Raw genomic sequence first — 15,720 nt, 5'->3', positions numbered from 1 at the left:
CAGCCGCCCGCCTTCGACCCACCGCCCGCCGCTAGCCACAAAGAAGCACCCACCAGGAGGAACAATGCCCGAACGCATCGCCACCATCGCCAGCCGCTCCGGCCTTCACGCCCGTCCCGCCGCGCTGTTTGCCGAAGCCGCCGGAGACGTGGGAGTGGAGGTCACGATTGCCATGCAGGGCGACCCGGAGGACGACGCACTGGACGCATCCAGCATCCTGTCGCTGATGACCCTGGGCGCCGCCAAGGGCGATGTTGTGGTGCTCCGGGCTGAAGGTGACGGCGCCGACGCGGCATTGGATTCGCTGGTCAAGCTCCTGGAAACGGACCTCGACGCCGAATAGGTTCTGCTTGGCCGTTTCGATGGTTCCCTGCCGGGTCGACGCTCGCAACCATCTGGTGGGCAGGGAACCATCGAAACGGGAGGCGGCCAAGGCTTCGCGGGGGTAGGTTCAGGGTATGAACGAGCGCGCTATCCCCATCCTGCCGTGCCGCCGCCTGGACGACGTGGCGCCCTTCTACGAGGTCTTGGGCTTCCAGGTCACCTACCGGCAGGAGCGGCCGAACCCGTACATATGCTTCAAGCGTGGCGGAATCGACCTGCATTTCTTCGGGCTGGAAAGCTTCGAGCCCGAAAATTCCATGGGAAGCGTGATCCTCCTGGTGCCGGACACGGGGCTTCTGTTCGACGAGTTCGCCGCCGGACTGCGGGCCGCCTACGGAAAGTTGCCGATCTCCGGGATTCCGCGGATTACCCGGCCACGCCGCAAGCAGGGCACCACGGCGGGCTTTTCCGTGGTGGATCCGGGCGGCAACTGGCTGCGGGTGAGCGCCCTCGGCGATTCCGAGGATGCCTCCGATGCTTCGGCTGGTGCGTCCGGGTCAGCGTCTACCCCGGCAGGGCGGCTCGACCGGGTCCTGTTGAACGCGGCACGGCAGGGCGACGCCCGTGGCAGCGAGGCGACGGCCATCTCCGTGATCGAGGCCGGGCTCCAGCGGCATCCGGAGGCGACGGACGCGGAGAAGCTGCCGCTGCTGGTGTACCTCGCCGAGCTGCACGAGCGGACCGGAAGCCGCGCATTGGCGCTGGCTGTCCTGGATACGGTGGATGCCCTCGAGCTCGACGCTGAGGCGCGCCAAGTGCTTGCCACGGAGCTGGCGAACGCAGAAGAGCTCCGCCGCGGATTCGAAGGATGAGCAGAATCCTCAGGAAGCGCGCGGGTTAGGCTTCTGGCATGGCACTGATAGCTCCACGCGTCACGGCTGGCCTGCCCGCCGACGACGCCCAGAACCTCGCCCGTTCCCTCCGGGACAGCAACGACATCACCGTCTTCGTGGACGGCACGGTCCACCGCCTCCCGGGCGAGGCGAGGGACGCCGTCGTCGACCTGCTCGCCCGGCTGGGCCGCGGCGAAGCGGTGACCGTCAGCAGCGTGGAGGAAATGCTCACCACCTCCCAGGCGGCCGAACTCGCCGGGATTTCCCACACGTACCTGCGCAACATGACCGATCGCGGCGAGATCCCCGTGGAATACCGCGGCACGCACCGCCGGATCAGGCTCGCGGCCATCTTGGCGTGGCTGGACGAGCAAAAGAAGGGCGAGCAGGCCTAGGTCTGTCGAGGTATACGCCTAAGGGAACTAACTCACCTCCCGTGTTACATAGAATTGTCCGGTGCCCGGACCTCAAGCAATCACCGTATCCATTGCCCGCACCGTCCAGCCCGGCTACCACCGTCAGTTTGCCGCCTGGGCACATGCCGGTCAGGAACTGGCGCGTGAATGGCCCGGCTACTTGGGGTCGGGCTGGGTCCGAACCGGGCAGGATTCTGATGAATGGCACGTGATATATCGCTTTGCAGATATCGATTCGCTCCAGGCCTGGGACGATTCGCACGAGCGGCACTGGTGGATCGACAGTGCCGGCGGGCTTATGCAAGTCACCCGGGTGGAACACCGGACCGGGATCGAGGGGTGGTTTGACCAACCGGGCGATGCGTTAATCACGATGCCGGAGACTGTGGTCCCGCCCCGATGGAAGCAGGCCGTCGGCATTTTCCTTCCGTTCTTCCCGCTCAGCCTGCTGGCAAACTTCCTGCTGCACCCGGTCACGGGCCAGTGGCCGCTGGCGCTGGCTGTGCTGCTGAACGTCTGCCTGCTGACGCCAATCATGACGTACCTGTTCCTGCCGTTGAGCACGCGGCTGCTTCGGCCGTGGCTGCAGGCCCCAAGGAAACGCGCGAAGGGCTCCGCCGGACGGTAGTCCTCCGGGTCGGTTCCAGAGTCCGCGAGCTTAAATCCGCGGGCGCGCCGCCCAGCGCCGCATCTTCAGTGCGGCGTGGAGTTCCAGCCGGGGCATCCCCTTCAGCGGGTCCACGCCCAGGAGCTGCCGGATGCGGCCCAGCCGGTTGTAGATGCTGCTGCGGTGCAGGTGGAGTTTGGTGGCCACGTCCTGGACCGATCCGTCGTTGTCATAGATGAGCTCAAGTACAGGGAGAAGCTCATCGTTACGGTCGTGGTCCTCCAGCATCCGCACATAGACGGACCCGGAGTCAGCCCAGGCGCCAGCTCCCCCGCCTGCCGATGCCAGCAGCTGGTACACCCCGGTGGCACGGCAGTCCACCAACTCGCCGAGCTGGAGGTCCACAGCTGCCGCCTGCGCTGCCAGCCGGGACTGCCGGTAGGCCTCGGCAAGCTCGCGCGGCTTGGCAAAACCCTCGCTGATGCCCAGGATGATGCGGTGCACGGGCCGGCCCGAACGTTTGGCCAGCTCCAGCTGGTAGTGGACCAGCACCTGGGCATGGTTTGCCCGGCCCACCGACTCACGGAACAGCACCACCGAATGGGTTTCCGTGCCGGCGCTGAACAGCGCCACGTCCACCCCCACCGTGGCCTGCAGGGCGGCTGAGCGGTGGATCAGCGTGGAAGCGATGGGATCCGGGCCGCCGGCCCAGCCGTCGGCGTCGAGCACCGTGACCATCTGCCACGGCCCCTTGCCCTGGATTTCCTTCCAGCCCGCCACGGAGGCCACCGCGTTGGCCTCTCCGGAACAGGCGGCCAGGAACTCGCGTTCGCGGCCCCGCCGGAACTCGGACTCGGCGGTGTTGGAGTCCAGCAGCAGGCCGGAAAGCAGCTCGATCTCCGGGGTCACGTCCGGCAACTGGGTGAGGATCGCCGTCGGACTTTCCTCTGCCGAGTCCTGCTGCACCCAGAGGTAGCCGACGCGGAAACCGCGCACCATCAAGGGGACGCACACCCGGCCCAGCATCCCCAGCTCCTGGTTGGCGGGAATCGCCACCGGGCGGACCGCCGTGGCGATGCCATGGGAAAGCTGCCAGGCGCTGACATCGGCCGGGACCCGCTTGCTCAACAAAAAGTTCACCCGGACCCGGTCCGCGTGGGACTGGTTGGAGCTGTAAGCGAGCAGCAGGCCGTCCAGGTCCTCCAGCGACAGTCCCCGGCCAAGCTTCTGCGCCACCTGCTCCACCAGTTGTTCCACGTCCTGCTGCATGGGGTAACCCTACTGCTCCGGCAGGCATCCGGGCGAACGAACAGCAGGCGACACCTGACGCCCTGACGCTGAACATTTGTCGACCCGCGAAAGTAGAAATTCCCGGAATCACGGGGAGCTTACACGCCCCGACCCCTGCTTTCCTGTCAGTTGGGTCACAACCGGATTTATTCTGGAATCACAACTTCCCCCGCAATTTCGGGCCTACCCGGCCTGAGAATATGGAGCCACAAATGATCATCGGTGTCCCCAAAGAGATCAAGAACAACGAATTCCGCGTCGCCATCACCGCTGCTGGCGTTCACGAGTTCCGCACGCACGGCCACACGGTCCTGGTAGAGCGCGGCGCAGGCTTGGGCTCAGGGATCACGGACGAGGAATACGCGATCGCCGGCGCCGAAATCGTTGCCGAGGCCGACGACGTCTGGGGCCGTGCCGACATGGTCATGAAGGTCAAGGAACCCATCAAGGCCGAGTACCACCGCTTCCGCAAGGGCATGATCCTCTTCACCTATCTTCACCTCGCCGCCGAACCGGAACTCACGCAGGAACTCATCAACTCCGGCGTCACCGCCATCGCCTACGAGACCGTGCAGGAAGGCCGCACCCTGCCGCTGCTGGCCCCCATGTCCGAGGTTGCCGGCCGCCTGTCCGTGCAGGTCGGCGCCACCTCCCTGATGGCACCCGCCGGCGGCAAAGGCGTCCTCCTGGGCGGCGTACCGGGTGTCCGCCCGGCGAAGGTTGTTGTCCTGGGCGCCGGCGTCGCCGGCACCAACGCCGCCGCGATGGCCCTGGGCCTGGGCGCCGACGTCACCATCCTGGACATCAACATCAACCGCCTCCGCGAGCTCGACGCCCAGTACCAGGGCCGGCTCAAGACGGTCGCGTCCAACTCCTACGAAATCGAGAAGTCCGTCGTCGACGCCGACCTCGTCATCGGCTCCGTGCTGATCCCGGGCGCCAAGGCACCCAAGCTGGTCAGCAACGAACTCGTCTCCCGCATGAAGCCCGGCTCCGTGCTGGTGGACATTGCCGTGGACCAGGGCGGCTGCTTCGAGGACACGCACCCCACCACACACCAGGAACCGACGTACAAGGTCCACAACACGATCTTCTACTGCGTTGCCAACATGCCGGGCGCCGTACCCAACACGTCCACCTACGCGCTGACCAACGTCACCCTGCGCTACGCCGTGGCCCTGGCCAACCTGGGCGTCAAGGCCGCCTTCGACCGCGACCCGTCCCTCGCCGCCGGTCTCAACATCGCCGGCGGCAAGGTTGCTCACCGCTCGGTCTCCGAGGCGCACAACCTGCCCCTCGTGGTGGACTGGCACGAGCTGGTTTCCGCATAGTCCTCTAGGTCGCCGCCTGAACGGCAGTCATCCAACGCGTGCTGCTCCTTCGTCGCTTGGGCCCACGCCAGCAGGGTTCCCTGGCCGAGCTTGAGAGGTTAGGGTGCTGGTGGGGAGCACGCTTTCTGGATGGCTGCCGTTCCGACGTTCGGTGGTTGCGCTGGCCGAAACCCGGATTTCGCCAAGCTCAACCACCGGACCTGCTTAACCGCCGATCGCTCGGAGAGCGTTCACCTGGCCGTGGCCGTTGAAGCCGTTGTAGCCGGCACCGCCCTGGCACACCTGGGGTGCGCCGTTGTCCGTTGCAGGGAACGGGGCGTACACACTCATGTCAGCCGGGCAGTCCATCTTGTCGGCGGTAGTGTTGATCCGCGATGCCACGGTGCCCGGGTTGGTGACTCCGCTGCTCACAATGAGCGCCGCGACACCGGCCACGTGCGGGGCAGCCATGGAGGTACCCTGCAGGTAGCAGTAGCGGGCGGCTCCGTCCGTCACAGTCAACACCTCGGGACAGGATGCGGCGAGGGCTGAAGGCCAGGTCGACAGGACCCGGCCGTTTTCGGCGGCCGGAGTCAGCTGGAAGCGGCGGTCCCCGCCGGGGGCGACGACGTCGGCGGTGCCCATGCCGTAACTGGAGTAGTACGACTTGAACAACTTGTTGCCGTTGGCCGTGACACCTATGACTCCAGGCACTTCTACGGGCACCACGGCGCAGGCGTTGCTGATCTCACGCGTGACAGGTGTGGTGTTATCCGGGCTGGTCTGATCCTGTGTGGGATGGGCAAGGTCATCGGACTGGTTGCCCTCCGCCGCCACAATTGTGGTGCCGTTTTGCTGGGCAAACTTGATGGCCCGGCGCTCGGCCTCCCAGATGGCCCGCTGGGTGGGGTCATTCTTGCAGTTGAAGAGCCAGGGATCGGCAAAGTAGCTGTTGTTGGTGACCTGGATACCGTTCGATCCTGCCCACATGAAGGCGCAGACCACGGCTTCGGGGTAGAAGAATCCGTCGTCGTCGCCGGCCTTGATCCCGGCAATCTTCACGTTCGGCGCAACGCCCACCATGCCGATGTCGTTCTTCGCGGCGGCAATGGTGCCGGCCGTGTGGGTGCCGTGGCCGTTGTTATCCATCCAGGCCGCCGGGGTCTGGTCCGGGACGCCGCCAACGCAGGAAACGCTCTTGGAGAAGTCAACATTCGGGGCCAGGTCCGGGTGCGTGTAGTCCAGTCCAGTGTCGATGTCGCCAACCACCACCGAGGCGCTGCCGCCATTGATCGCCCGGGCGGCCGGGGCCTGGATCTGCTCCATATCCCATTGGAGCGCGGCCAGGTTGTCGTCACCCGGCGCGGGCGTTCCGGGGTCGATGGCCGCCACAGCCGCACCGGAGTTGTCGTCTTCGACAGCCACGCCGAAGCCTGCTGTGGAAGCGGCCCCCTGAATGGAAGAATCTGCTGCGCGCAGAGCCGCATCAAAGCCGCCGCGGTCCGACTTCACGATGGCCACACCGATCTGCGGATAGGCCTGCACCACGGTGCCGCCAGCGTCCCGCACAGCCGCAAGCGACCTGCCGGAAACCCCGTTGGCCTTGTACAGGACGATGTAGGTTTGGCTTCCCGCTTGGGCATTTGCCTGCATTCCGGTTTTGGCAGGCTGCCCATTGGCCGACAACGCCGCAGGAGCCGCGGCGGTCGAAAGGCCAATGGCGAGGGCTAGTGCCCCGATTGGCGCCACAAGCTTGGTGAATCTTTGCATGGTGTTGCTCCAATTCTGCCGGCGGGCACCACGCGATCGCAGGTGCCGCTGGCAAGAGTCAATCGATCACGATCCTGACGGCTGTTTGCCTCGGATCCTTCCGGGCTACACCTGCCCAACAATTCGGTGTCACCCGCAACAAGAGACCCTAGTGACTCACCTCACGCAATTTCAATGGCCGGCGGTTTCGTAAGCCCGGGCTGATTCGATAATCTTCAGCACCTCGACGGCGTCTGCCGGGTCTACCGGGAGGGACAGCTTGGAGGTGGCGCCGCCGTCGTCGATCTTGGCTGCCAGGAGCCGGTAGAACTCGGGGTAGGCACCTGGTTCCGTGGGCAGCGGATCGAGGTGGCCGTCGCGGCCCAGGGATCCTGCCCATTCCGGTGCCTCAACGCCGTATTCAGTGTCCAGCGGGCTGCCGCCGGCAACGATGTACGGTTCCTGCGGGTCGATCCCGTGCTTGGTGAACGCGCCGGTGGATCCGAGAATGCGGAAGCGCGGGCCCTGCTGGGCGCAAAGCATGTTCATGCTCAGGTGGCTGGTCACCCCGGACTCGTGGTTGAGCACCAGGAAAACGTCATCGTCCACCTTCTCGTGCGGACGCCGCGCCTGCAGTTCCGCGTGGGCCACGGCGGCTGGACCGAAAAGCAAAAGCGCCTGGTCGATAAGGTGCGTGCCCAGGTCGAACAGCACGCCGCCGCCGTCCGCCGCCGTGGCGCTGGCTTTCCACGCCTTGGAGATGTCCGGGGACCAGCGCTCGAAGCTGGACTCAAAGCGGGTCACTGCGCCCAAGGCTTCGCCGGCCAGCAATTTCCGGACCGTGAGGAAATCGCCGTCCCACCGCCGGTTCTGGAAGACCGTGAGCACCCGGCCCAGCCGCTCCGCGAGGGCGATCAGTTCCTGCCCCTCGGCAGATCGGACCGCGAAGGGCTTGTCGACGACGACGTCGAGCCCGGCCTCCAGGGCGGCCTTCGCCAGCGGGAAGTGAGTGGCCGGCGGGGTCCCCAGCACCACAAGATCAAGGTCACTGGCGAGCGCAAGGACCGCATCGCCGTCGGGCACTGTTTTGGTGCCGGGGTACCGCTGCGTCGCGGCAGCCTGCCGGCCGGCGTCGGACGTTGCGATGACGTCCAGCGCGTAGCGGGGATCCGCCGCGATGAGGGGCGCGTGGAAAACGCTGCCGGACAGGCCATAGCCGACGACGGCGGTCCGGATACGTTGGTCGGGTTCAGTCCAGGTCATAGGGGAAACGGTACCCGCACGCTCTCGCAGTTAGTGTGCATTAAGGCCAAACGCTCTCTCACTTCCCGCGATGACTTGCCGGAAGTGAGAGAGCGTTGCAGGGAGGGTGTTACTTCTTGATCCAGCCCAGGGTGGACCAGTCCGGAACCTGGGAGAGGCTCTGGAACAGGGACGGGCCGTAGTTGGCCAGGCCGGTGCGGACGAAGGAGATCTGCGGGCCGTTCATGACAACACCCATGGAGAAGTACTTGGCCATGTGCTCCTTTTCGACTTCCATGGCTGCCTTGTTGCGCTCGGCGTTGTCCTCGATGGAGGCGAGATCGGCGATCTTCTTGTCCAGCTCGGCATCGCCAAGACCGTTTTCGTTGACCTTGGAGTCGTAGTACTGCTTGACGGCATCGGTGGAATCCGGGCCAACGGTGTAGCCGGAGACGCTCATGTCGAAGTCGCGGCCGCCGATGACCTTGCCGAAGTCGGCGGAGGCACGCTGGTCAATACCGACATCCATGCCGCCGGCCTGGAGCTGCTTCTGCAGGGTCTGGGTGAAAGCGAGGGTGGTGGGGTCGTCACCGAAGTTGCTGATCTTGAAGGCGGCAGGCTTGCCGTCCTTCTCCATGATTCCGGCGGCGTTCGGCGCGTAGCCGGCGTCGGTCAGGACCTTCTTGGCAACGTCCGCGCCGGTTTCCTTCACAGGGTAGTTGTCCTGGTAGTAGTCCGAGAACGGCAGGACCATCATGGAACCGGAGCTGGGCTCTTCCCAGTTCAAGCCATTGAAGCGGACCTTGCGGAGGGCTTCGCGGTCAACAGCGGCGAAGATGGCCTCGCGGACGGCGACGTCGGTGATCTTCTGGGCGTTGATGTTCATGCCACCGGCGAAGAGGCGCTGGCCACGGCGGACCTCGGAGTCCTTGGTGCCCTCAAGCTGCTTGTACAGGGCGATGGTGTTGGCGGACATGGCATCGATCTCGCCGTTCTTGAAAGCAGCGATCTGTGCGCTGGTTTCCAGCTGGCGGAAGACGACGCTTTCCAGGACAGGCTTGGTGCCCCACCACTTGTCGTTGGGAACCATGGTGACGGTCTTGGCTGCGGCGTCGTACTGGTCCACCTTGAAGGGGCCGGCCATCCATTCCGGATGCATTTCGCCCACGAAGCCTTCGTTGAAGATCGCAGGCGTGTTCACGGCCGGGTGGATCAGGCCGAAGAAGAGCGAATCCACGGGGTAAACCGGCTGGGTGGTCTTGACGATGATTTCTTTGTCGCTGCTGCCAGCCTCGACGGACTCAACGAATTCGTAGGCCCCCGAGCTCACAATGTCGTATCCGGCATCCGGGCTCTTCAGGATGTTCCAGGTGTTCTGGAAGGCCTTGATGTCGATCGGGGTGCCGTCGTTGTACGTGGCCTTGTCGTTGACCTTGATGGTGACGGTCTGCTTGCCGTCCACAACCTTGCTCTCCACCGACTCGCAGAAGTCCTTGTTCGGCGTTGCCTTGCCGACGAAGTCGACCTTCCAGCAACCGCCGATGCCGCCACTGTTCACGGCCACCGGGTTGATCGGGGCCATCATCGCGGAGTTGTCCGAGCTGTTGCCGTTGTTGGAGAACCCGTTGAAATCCGGCCCGATGCTGCCCAGCGGCAGGGTGACCTTGCCACCAGGCTCAAGATCAGCGGCCGGCTTCTCGTTGATGCTGATGAGCTTGGCCAGATCACTGCCCGTTCCCTGCCCCTTCGCAGTTTCCGGTCCGGTGGGTGTTCCGCCACCGCCGCAGGCCGTCAACGCCAGGGCTGCGGCAATGGCCGCTGCGCCGCCGATCTTGGTCAGATTCCTCATGGTTTTCCCTTCATAGGTGCGGGTGGTGCTTGTGATGGGTCGAAAAAATCTAGGGTGCATGGGGTTCCGCCGTTTCGTGGACCACCAGCATGTGCTCGTCCAGTTCACCATCCGGGAAGAAGCAGGCGAACTGCTGATCCGGTGTAGGCGCCGGGCCGGCCTCCAAAACCTGCACCGCCGCGGAAGGCTGCACGGCCTCGAGCGGGGGCTCCAGGGTCAGGCAATGCTCCTGTTTCGCAGCGGGAAGCGCCGCGAAGACGGGGCAGCGGGTGGCGAAGTTGCAGCCCTTCGGGGCATCCAGCGGGGAAGGCAGGTCGCCTTGCAGGATGATCCGCTCACGAGTGCGCTCGAACTGCGGGTCCGGGACTGGGATCGCGGACAGCAGCGCGCGGGTATACGGGTGGCGGGGGTTGTCGAAAACCCGGTCCACCTCCCCGATCTCCACGATCTTCCCCAGGTACATCACCGCCACCCGGTTGGAGATGTGGCGGACCACGGACAGATCGTGGGCCACCATGAGGTAGCTGAGGCCCAGCTCCGCGCGGAGCTTGTCCAGGAGGTTGATGACGCCGGCCTGGACCGAGACATCCAGCGCGGACACGGGCTCGTCCAGGACCACGAGTTTGGGGTTCACGGCCAGTGCCCGGGCGATGCCCACGCGCTGCCGCTGTCCGCCGGAGAACTGGTTCGGGAACCGGTTGACGTGGTCCGGCTGCAGGCCCACCAGATTCATCAGTTCCATGATGCGTTTTTTGATGGCCCGCTTATCCATGCCGGCGTTCTGGAGCGGCTCGGCCAGGACCTCGTAGACGGTGAAGCGGGGGTCCAGGGCGCCGGTGGGATCCTGGAAAACCATCTGCATTTCCTTGCGCATGGCGCTTTTGGTCTTGGCGTCGGCGGCCTGCTTGTTGCTGATGCCGCCGATGATCACCTCGCCGTCCTGGTCCTTGTGGAACTCCATGATTTCCAGCAGGGTGGTGGTTTTGCCCGAACCGGACTCCCCCACGATGGAGAAGCACTCGCCTTCACGGATGTCGAAGCTCAGGCCGTCCACGGCCTTTACGGTGCCAATGCGCCGCTTGAGCAGGGCCCCCTTGGTCAGCGGAAAGTGCTTGCGGACATCCTTGAGTTCCAGCACGGTTGAGCGTTCCCCGCGGGGGATGAGGTCAAAGCGCGAAACCGGGACCGGCGGTGCGGAAAAGATCTCGTGGACATCCACGTCCCCGCCGAGGGAACCGGATTTGATGCAGGCCGCCTGGTGGTAACCAGTCCCCGGAACCGGGCTCAAAGCGGGCTCGCCGTCCAGGCAGGCATCGGTCACCAGCGGGCACCGCGGTGCGAAGGAGCAGCCGGTGGGGGTATGCAGGAGGTTCGGCGGGATGCCGTCAATGGGGACCAGTGAGGATTTCTCCGCGACGTCCACGCGTGGCACCGCCCCGAGAAGGCCCATCGTGTAGGGCATCCGGGGATCGTAGTAGATGTCATCCACGCTGCCGGTTTCCACCGGCTTGCCGGCGTACATCACCATGATGTCGTCGGCGATGCCCGCCACCACGCCCAGATCGTGCGTGATCATCACGACGGCGGCGCCCGTTTCCTCCTGCGCCTTATGCAGCACCTCAAGCACCTGGGCCTGGATGGTGACGTCCAGTGCCGTCGTCGGCTCATCTGCGATCAGCACACGCGGGTTGTTGGCGATGGCGATGGCGATCATCACGCGCTGGCGCATGCCGCCGGAGAACTCGTGCGGAAAAGCCCTGAGCCTGTTCCGGGGGCTGGGAATGCCCACCATTGCCAGGAGTTCGACGGCGCGGGTTTCCTTCGCCGCCTTGCTCATGCCCGGGTTGTGGATAGTGAGGGCCTCGGTGATCTGGGTGCCCACCGTGTACACCGGAGTGAGGGAGGACAGCGGGTCCTGGAACACCATGGCGATGTCGTTGCCACGGTACGCACACATGGCCTTGTCGCTGAGGCCCAGCAGTTCCTTGCCCTTGAGCCTGACCGAGCCGGAGATCTCGGCCGTGGCGGGAAGCAGGCCCATAATCGCCAGCGATGTTACCGATTTGCCGGAGCCGGACTCCCCCACGATTCCCAGCGTTTTGCCGGGCATCAGGTCGAAGTTGACGCCCCGGACGGCATGCACGGCCCCGTTTTCGGAGTTGAAGCTGACGTTCAGGTCCCGGACGGACAGGACCGCGTCCGACGGCGAGTGGAGACCGGCGATGTGGAGCCGCTCGGCTGCTGTGGGGGCCGGGTCAGCCGGCTCAAGGAAGGTGCTCATTTGCTCTTCTTCTCTGCGCTGTTCTTTTTGGCCCGGCCAACCGAACTGGAGCTCGGGTCGAAGGCGTCGCGCAGGCCATCGTTCATCATGGCCAGGGACCCCGTAAGCAGGAACATCACAGTGAGCGGGACCCAGAACATCCACGGGAAGGTCTGGACCTGGGACGTGGCGCCGCCAATCAGCACGCCGAGGCTAACATCCGGCACCTTGATGCCGATGCCGATGAAGGAGAACGCCACTTCGGCCAGAATGGCCCCGGTGACGCCGCGGGTGATGTCCAGGACCAGCAGCGACCCGATGTTGGGGACCAGGTGCCGCCACACGATGCGCCGCGGCGGGACGCCCATGTACTGGGCCGCCTTGACGAAGTCCCGCTGCATCAGCGACATGGACATGGAGCGGATAAGCCGCGCGGTCCCCATCCAGCTGAACACCAGGAGCACGATGATCAGCAGGAGCCAGCTGGGGAGGTTCTTCTTCAGGCCGTCCCCTCCGCCGCTGGTGGCCACTGCCACCACCAGCAGGGCGGGCATCATGATGAGGGCCTCCAGGACGAAGAGCATCACCTTGTCCACTTTTCCGCCGAAATAGGCCATGGTGCAGCCGTAGACCGCGGCGACCAGGACGGATACGAGGCCCACGATCAGGCCGATCATGATGGAGATCCTGGTGCCTTCGACAGTCATGGCGTAGAGGTCGATGCCGGCCTGCGACGTGCCGAGGAAGTGGTCACCGGAAGGCGGCATGCCGATATTGAAGGGGTCGATGGTCTCCTTGTCCCAAGGAGTGAAATACCCGCCGACGAAGGAGAAGATGGTGAGGCCCAGGAACACCGCCAGCCCGGCGACGGCAGTCTTGTTCCGCATGAAGCGGCGGAAAATGATGGTGGACTTGGCGATCACCACATCGGCGCTTTCGAGGTGCGCGTCCTGCGCCACGGCTGCCGGATCAACGGCGTTGAGGTTGGTCATGGCTACTGCACCCTCACTCTCGGGTCAACAAGCGTGGTGGCGAAGTCGGCGAGGATGGCGCCCAGGGCGAAGATGACCGAGCCGTAGGCGAGGGTGGCCGTTGCCGCATTCACATCCTGCAGCGAGATGGCGTCAATGCTCCAGGACCCCACTCCTGGCCAGGCGAAGATCTTCTCGGCGAAGAAGCCGCCGGCGAAGATGGCCGGGATAGTGAAGGCGATGCTTTGGGCGACCGGGATGAAGGAAACCCGGAGGGCGTGCCGGGTGATGGCCTGGTTCCGGGTGAGCCCCTTGGCCCGTGCCGTCCGAACGAAGTCCGCATTGACGTTGTCCAGCAGGTACTGGCGCTGCGCGATCTGGTACGAACCCCAGCCGACGAGCGTGATGGCGATGGTAGGAACCGCATAGTGGGCCACCATGTCCACAAACTGTGCCCACCCGGGTTGCATGCCGGGCGTGGAGATACCTGTCACGAAGAAGATGCGCTCCCCGACGGTTTCGTTGATGTTGATGGCACCGAGCTGAACCAGGAAGTAGGCGATGGGGGCGGGCACGATGTACGCGAGGTAGCTGTAGGACGTGATCACCCGGTCCTGGAACTTGTACTGCCGTGCCGCCGAATAAACCCCTAGGGCGACGCCGATGACAAGGGTCAGGACGATGGATGCAAGGAAGAGCCGGGTGGAGATCCACACACGGTCGCCGAATTCAGCGTTGATGAACGCGCCGTTGGGGCTGCGTCCCCAGTCCCACCGGGTCACGATCCCGGTGAGCCACTCAACGTAGCGTTCCCAGGGGCTGAGGTCCGGGTCCAGGCCCTTCAGGCGCATGGAATTGGCTACCTGCTCGGGTGTGGGCCGGGGAATCCGCTCCTGTTCAAGGAGCGCCGGCTTGAGGGAGCTGACCGCCAGGAAATAGCCGGCAGACGTGGTCAGGAAAATCATGAAAACGTAGGTGATGCCGCGCTTGGCGAGGTACCTGATCATGGGGCAGCTACTTCAGGATCGTTGCCGCCGGGACTATGGACGAACACTCCAGGGGATCACCCTGGGCTGGCAACGGACTTCCTGCCTTCACTACATCCACGTTCCAGATCCTTCCGATTTCCCCGCCAGCAACGGGTCTCGCCGCCACCGGGTCTCCACCAGCGTGTGGCCGGCCTCCCGCGACCAGCGCAGAGTGAGTCCGGGTGGACTATGTTGCGGGTCACATTCCAGAGGAAACTACCACAGAGTAGCGTCCGAAATGCGGGCACCTGAGCGGAATCCGCGCGCTCCGTATCAGATTGTTATGAATAATTCAGTGGAACTGATTTGACTGGACGAGTCACTGGATTCAGGCGTACCCTACCGCCCGCGGACCACCCGCGTAACAAGTTCCCGCCAGGAGTCCGTCAGCCGCTCGGGCGCCAGACCGTGGACGCGGACGGCGTGCAGGAGCCGGTCCGGATCCAGTGTTGCGGTCAGGGACATGGCCATCAGCAGCGGATCCGCATCCATGCCCTCCTCCCGGAGGAGGAGCTCGATGTGGCGCTGCCACAGCTTGACTGCCGGGACCTCGTACCGGCTGCGGGCCGAAGCCTCGGCCGCCCTCGCCAGGTCCCCGTGCTCCATCACATACGCGATCCGCTCTGCACCGAAGGCGATCAGCCGCTCCAGGCCCGGGGCGCCCGGCCCCAAGGGCGGCGGGCCGAACATAAAGCGGGCCTGGAAGGCGGCCTCGGAATCGCTCAGCAGCGTCATCATCAGCCCGGCGCGGCTGCCGAACCGGCGGAAGACGGTGCCCTTGCCCACGCCGGCCCGCTCGGCCAGCCTGTCCATGGTCAGGGCGTCCGGGCCACACTCGGCAATCAGCTCCCGCGCCGCGCCCAACAGCCGCTCACGGTTCCGGGCAGCATCACTGCGCTCAGCGGGCGGGCCGGAGAGCGAACCGGGCAGCAGCGGGATAAAGCTCACAGTCCATATCCTAGACCCGGGAATAATAATCGGACTACGGTCCGTTTAGTCCATGAAGGCACCAAGCCTCCACCCTTCCACCGGCCAGCGGTCCCGCCGCGGCCACTAAAGGAGTCCGTATGTCGAAGAGCACCGTCCTTACACTTGTTGGCAGCCTCCGCGCCGAATCCACCAACCAGAAGCTCGCCGAAGCCATCCAGCTGAACGCTCCCGAGCAGGTTGACGTGGTCATCCACGAAAGCCTGGGCAACATCCCGTTCTATAACGAGGACATCGACGTCGAGGGCCAGGTTCCCGCCGCGGCCGCCGCCCTCCGCGCAGCAGCCAACGACGCCGACACCATTCTCCTGGTGACCCCGGAGCACAACGGCACCGTGCCCGCATCGCTGAAAAACGCCATCGACTGGCTGTCCCGCCCCTTCGGTGCCGGCGCCCTCTCCGGCAAGCCCACCGCCGTCGTCGGTACCGCATTTGGCCAGTTCGGTGGCGTGTGGGCACAGGACGAAGCCCGCAAGGCAGTGGGCATTGCCGGCGCCCAGGTGCTTGAGGACGTCAAGCTCGCCGTCCCCGGCTCCATGGTCCGCTTTGCCGAGCTGCACCCGAAGGACGACGCCGAGGTAGTGGAGCAGATCAAGGGCGTCTTCGACGCGATCGCCGCCGTCCAGCCGGCAGCGTAAGGCAGCCGCACGCAGCAGCGCCAAGCAACCAAATGCCCCGGGCACCGCAAGGTGGCCGGGGCATTTGTTATCGCACCGTGAGCGGACCGGCGCTCACGCCCGTACGTGTGACCAAGTCTTGTTCCAACCGGTACCTCGCGGGCATTTTCAGGGCTG

General features: G+C 65.0%; 14 protein-coding genes. 6 read left to right on the top strand and 8 right to left on the bottom strand.

The window, feature by feature from the left end; genetic code table 11:
* Positions 1 to 64 precede the first annotated feature (64 nt).
* From MUN23_RS09330 to MUN23_RS09315, 4 genes are all read left to right on the top strand, one after another.
* Positions 65 to 343, top strand: a complete 279-nt coding sequence (locus tag MUN23_RS09330) for an HPr family phosphocarrier protein (RefSeq protein ID WP_056341927.1) — start codon at positions 65 to 67, stop codon at positions 341 to 343.
* Between the two features lie 115 nt (positions 344 to 458).
* Complete coding sequence (locus MUN23_RS09325) at positions 459 to 1,196, top strand: hypothetical protein (RefSeq protein WP_248763530.1); 738 nt, start codon at positions 459 to 461, stop codon at positions 1,194 to 1,196.
* A 38-nt stretch (positions 1,197 to 1,234) separates the two neighbouring features.
* Positions 1,235 to 1,612 carry a helix-turn-helix domain-containing protein gene (locus MUN23_RS09320; protein ID WP_248763529.1) on the top strand — a complete coding sequence of 126 codons (378 nt, stop codon included), beginning with the start codon at positions 1,235 to 1,237 and terminating at the stop codon, positions 1,610 to 1,612.
* Positions 1,613 to 1,673: 61 nt separating this feature from the next.
* Positions 1,674 to 2,261, top strand: coding sequence for an antibiotic biosynthesis monooxygenase (locus tag MUN23_RS09315; RefSeq protein ID WP_248763528.1), 588 nt, complete (start codon positions 1,674 to 1,676; stop codon positions 2,259 to 2,261).
* A 30-nt stretch (positions 2,262 to 2,291) separates the two neighbouring features.
* On the opposite strand, the gene MUN23_RS09310 is transcribed toward MUN23_RS09315, so the two are convergent.
* Complete coding sequence (locus MUN23_RS09310) at positions 2,292 to 3,509, bottom strand: CdaR family transcriptional regulator (RefSeq protein ID WP_248763527.1); 1,218 nt, start codon at positions 3,507 to 3,509, stop codon at positions 2,292 to 2,294.
* A gap of 233 nt (positions 3,510 to 3,742) precedes the next feature.
* Between MUN23_RS09310 and ald the strand changes: the two genes are divergently transcribed.
* Positions 3,743 to 4,861 carry an alanine dehydrogenase gene (gene ald / locus MUN23_RS09305; protein ID WP_248763526.1) on the top strand — a complete coding sequence of 373 codons (1,119 nt, stop codon included), beginning with the start codon at positions 3,743 to 3,745 and terminating at the stop codon, positions 4,859 to 4,861.
* Positions 4,862 to 5,065: 204 nt separating this feature from the next.
* On the opposite strand, the gene MUN23_RS09300 is transcribed toward ald, so the two are convergent.
* From MUN23_RS09300 to MUN23_RS09270, 7 genes are all read right to left on the bottom strand, one after another.
* On the bottom strand, positions 5,066 to 6,610 hold the full coding sequence (locus tag MUN23_RS09300; RefSeq protein ID WP_248763525.1) for a S8 family serine peptidase: 1,545 nt from the start codon (positions 6,608 to 6,610) through the stop codon (positions 5,066 to 5,068).
* A 171-nt stretch (positions 6,611 to 6,781) separates the two neighbouring features.
* The gene (locus tag MUN23_RS09295) at positions 6,782 to 7,852 is read right to left on the bottom strand and encodes a Gfo/Idh/MocA family oxidoreductase (protein WP_248763524.1); all 1,071 of its coding nucleotides are present in this window, start codon (positions 7,850 to 7,852) and stop codon (positions 6,782 to 6,784) included.
* A gap of 109 nt (positions 7,853 to 7,961) precedes the next feature.
* Positions 7,962 to 9,680 carry an ABC transporter family substrate-binding protein gene (locus MUN23_RS09290; protein ID WP_058930736.1) on the bottom strand — a complete coding sequence of 573 codons (1,719 nt, stop codon included), beginning with the start codon at positions 9,678 to 9,680 and terminating at the stop codon, positions 7,962 to 7,964.
* Between the two features lie 49 nt (positions 9,681 to 9,729).
* The gene (locus tag MUN23_RS09285; protein ID WP_248763523.1) at positions 9,730 to 11,961 is read right to left on the bottom strand and encodes an ABC transporter ATP-binding protein; all 2,232 of its coding nucleotides are present in this window, start codon (positions 11,959 to 11,961) and stop codon (positions 9,730 to 9,732) included.
* A complete protein-coding gene (locus MUN23_RS09280) occupies positions 11,958 to 12,932 on the bottom strand; it encodes an ABC transporter permease (RefSeq protein ID WP_248763522.1) in 975 nt (324 codons plus the stop codon). Before MUN23_RS09280 ends, MUN23_RS09285 begins: the two co-directional genes overlap by 4 nt.
* A 2-nt stretch (positions 12,933 to 12,934) precedes the next feature.
* On the bottom strand, positions 12,935 to 13,918 hold the full coding sequence (locus MUN23_RS09275) for an ABC transporter permease (RefSeq protein WP_104062879.1): 984 nt from the start codon (positions 13,916 to 13,918) through the stop codon (positions 12,935 to 12,937).
* A 360-nt stretch (positions 13,919 to 14,278) separates the two neighbouring features.
* A complete protein-coding gene (locus MUN23_RS09270) occupies positions 14,279 to 14,887 on the bottom strand; it encodes a TetR/AcrR family transcriptional regulator (RefSeq protein ID WP_248763521.1) in 609 nt (202 codons plus the stop codon).
* Positions 14,888 to 15,006: 119 nt separating this feature from the next.
* Here MUN23_RS09270 and MUN23_RS09265 point away from each other — a divergent pair, with 119 nt between their 5' ends.
* Positions 15,007 to 15,564 carry an NAD(P)H-dependent oxidoreductase gene (locus MUN23_RS09265; RefSeq protein ID WP_248763520.1) on the top strand — a complete coding sequence of 186 codons (558 nt, stop codon included), beginning with the start codon at positions 15,007 to 15,009 and terminating at the stop codon, positions 15,562 to 15,564.
* The last annotated feature ends 156 nt before the right edge of the window (positions 15,565 to 15,720 follow it).

This window comes from Pseudarthrobacter sp. SSS035 (assembly GCF_023273875.1).
Lineage (GTDB): Bacteria > Actinomycetota > Actinomycetes > Actinomycetales > Micrococcaceae > Arthrobacter.
This window is presented reverse-complemented; position numbering and strand designations above follow the sequence as displayed.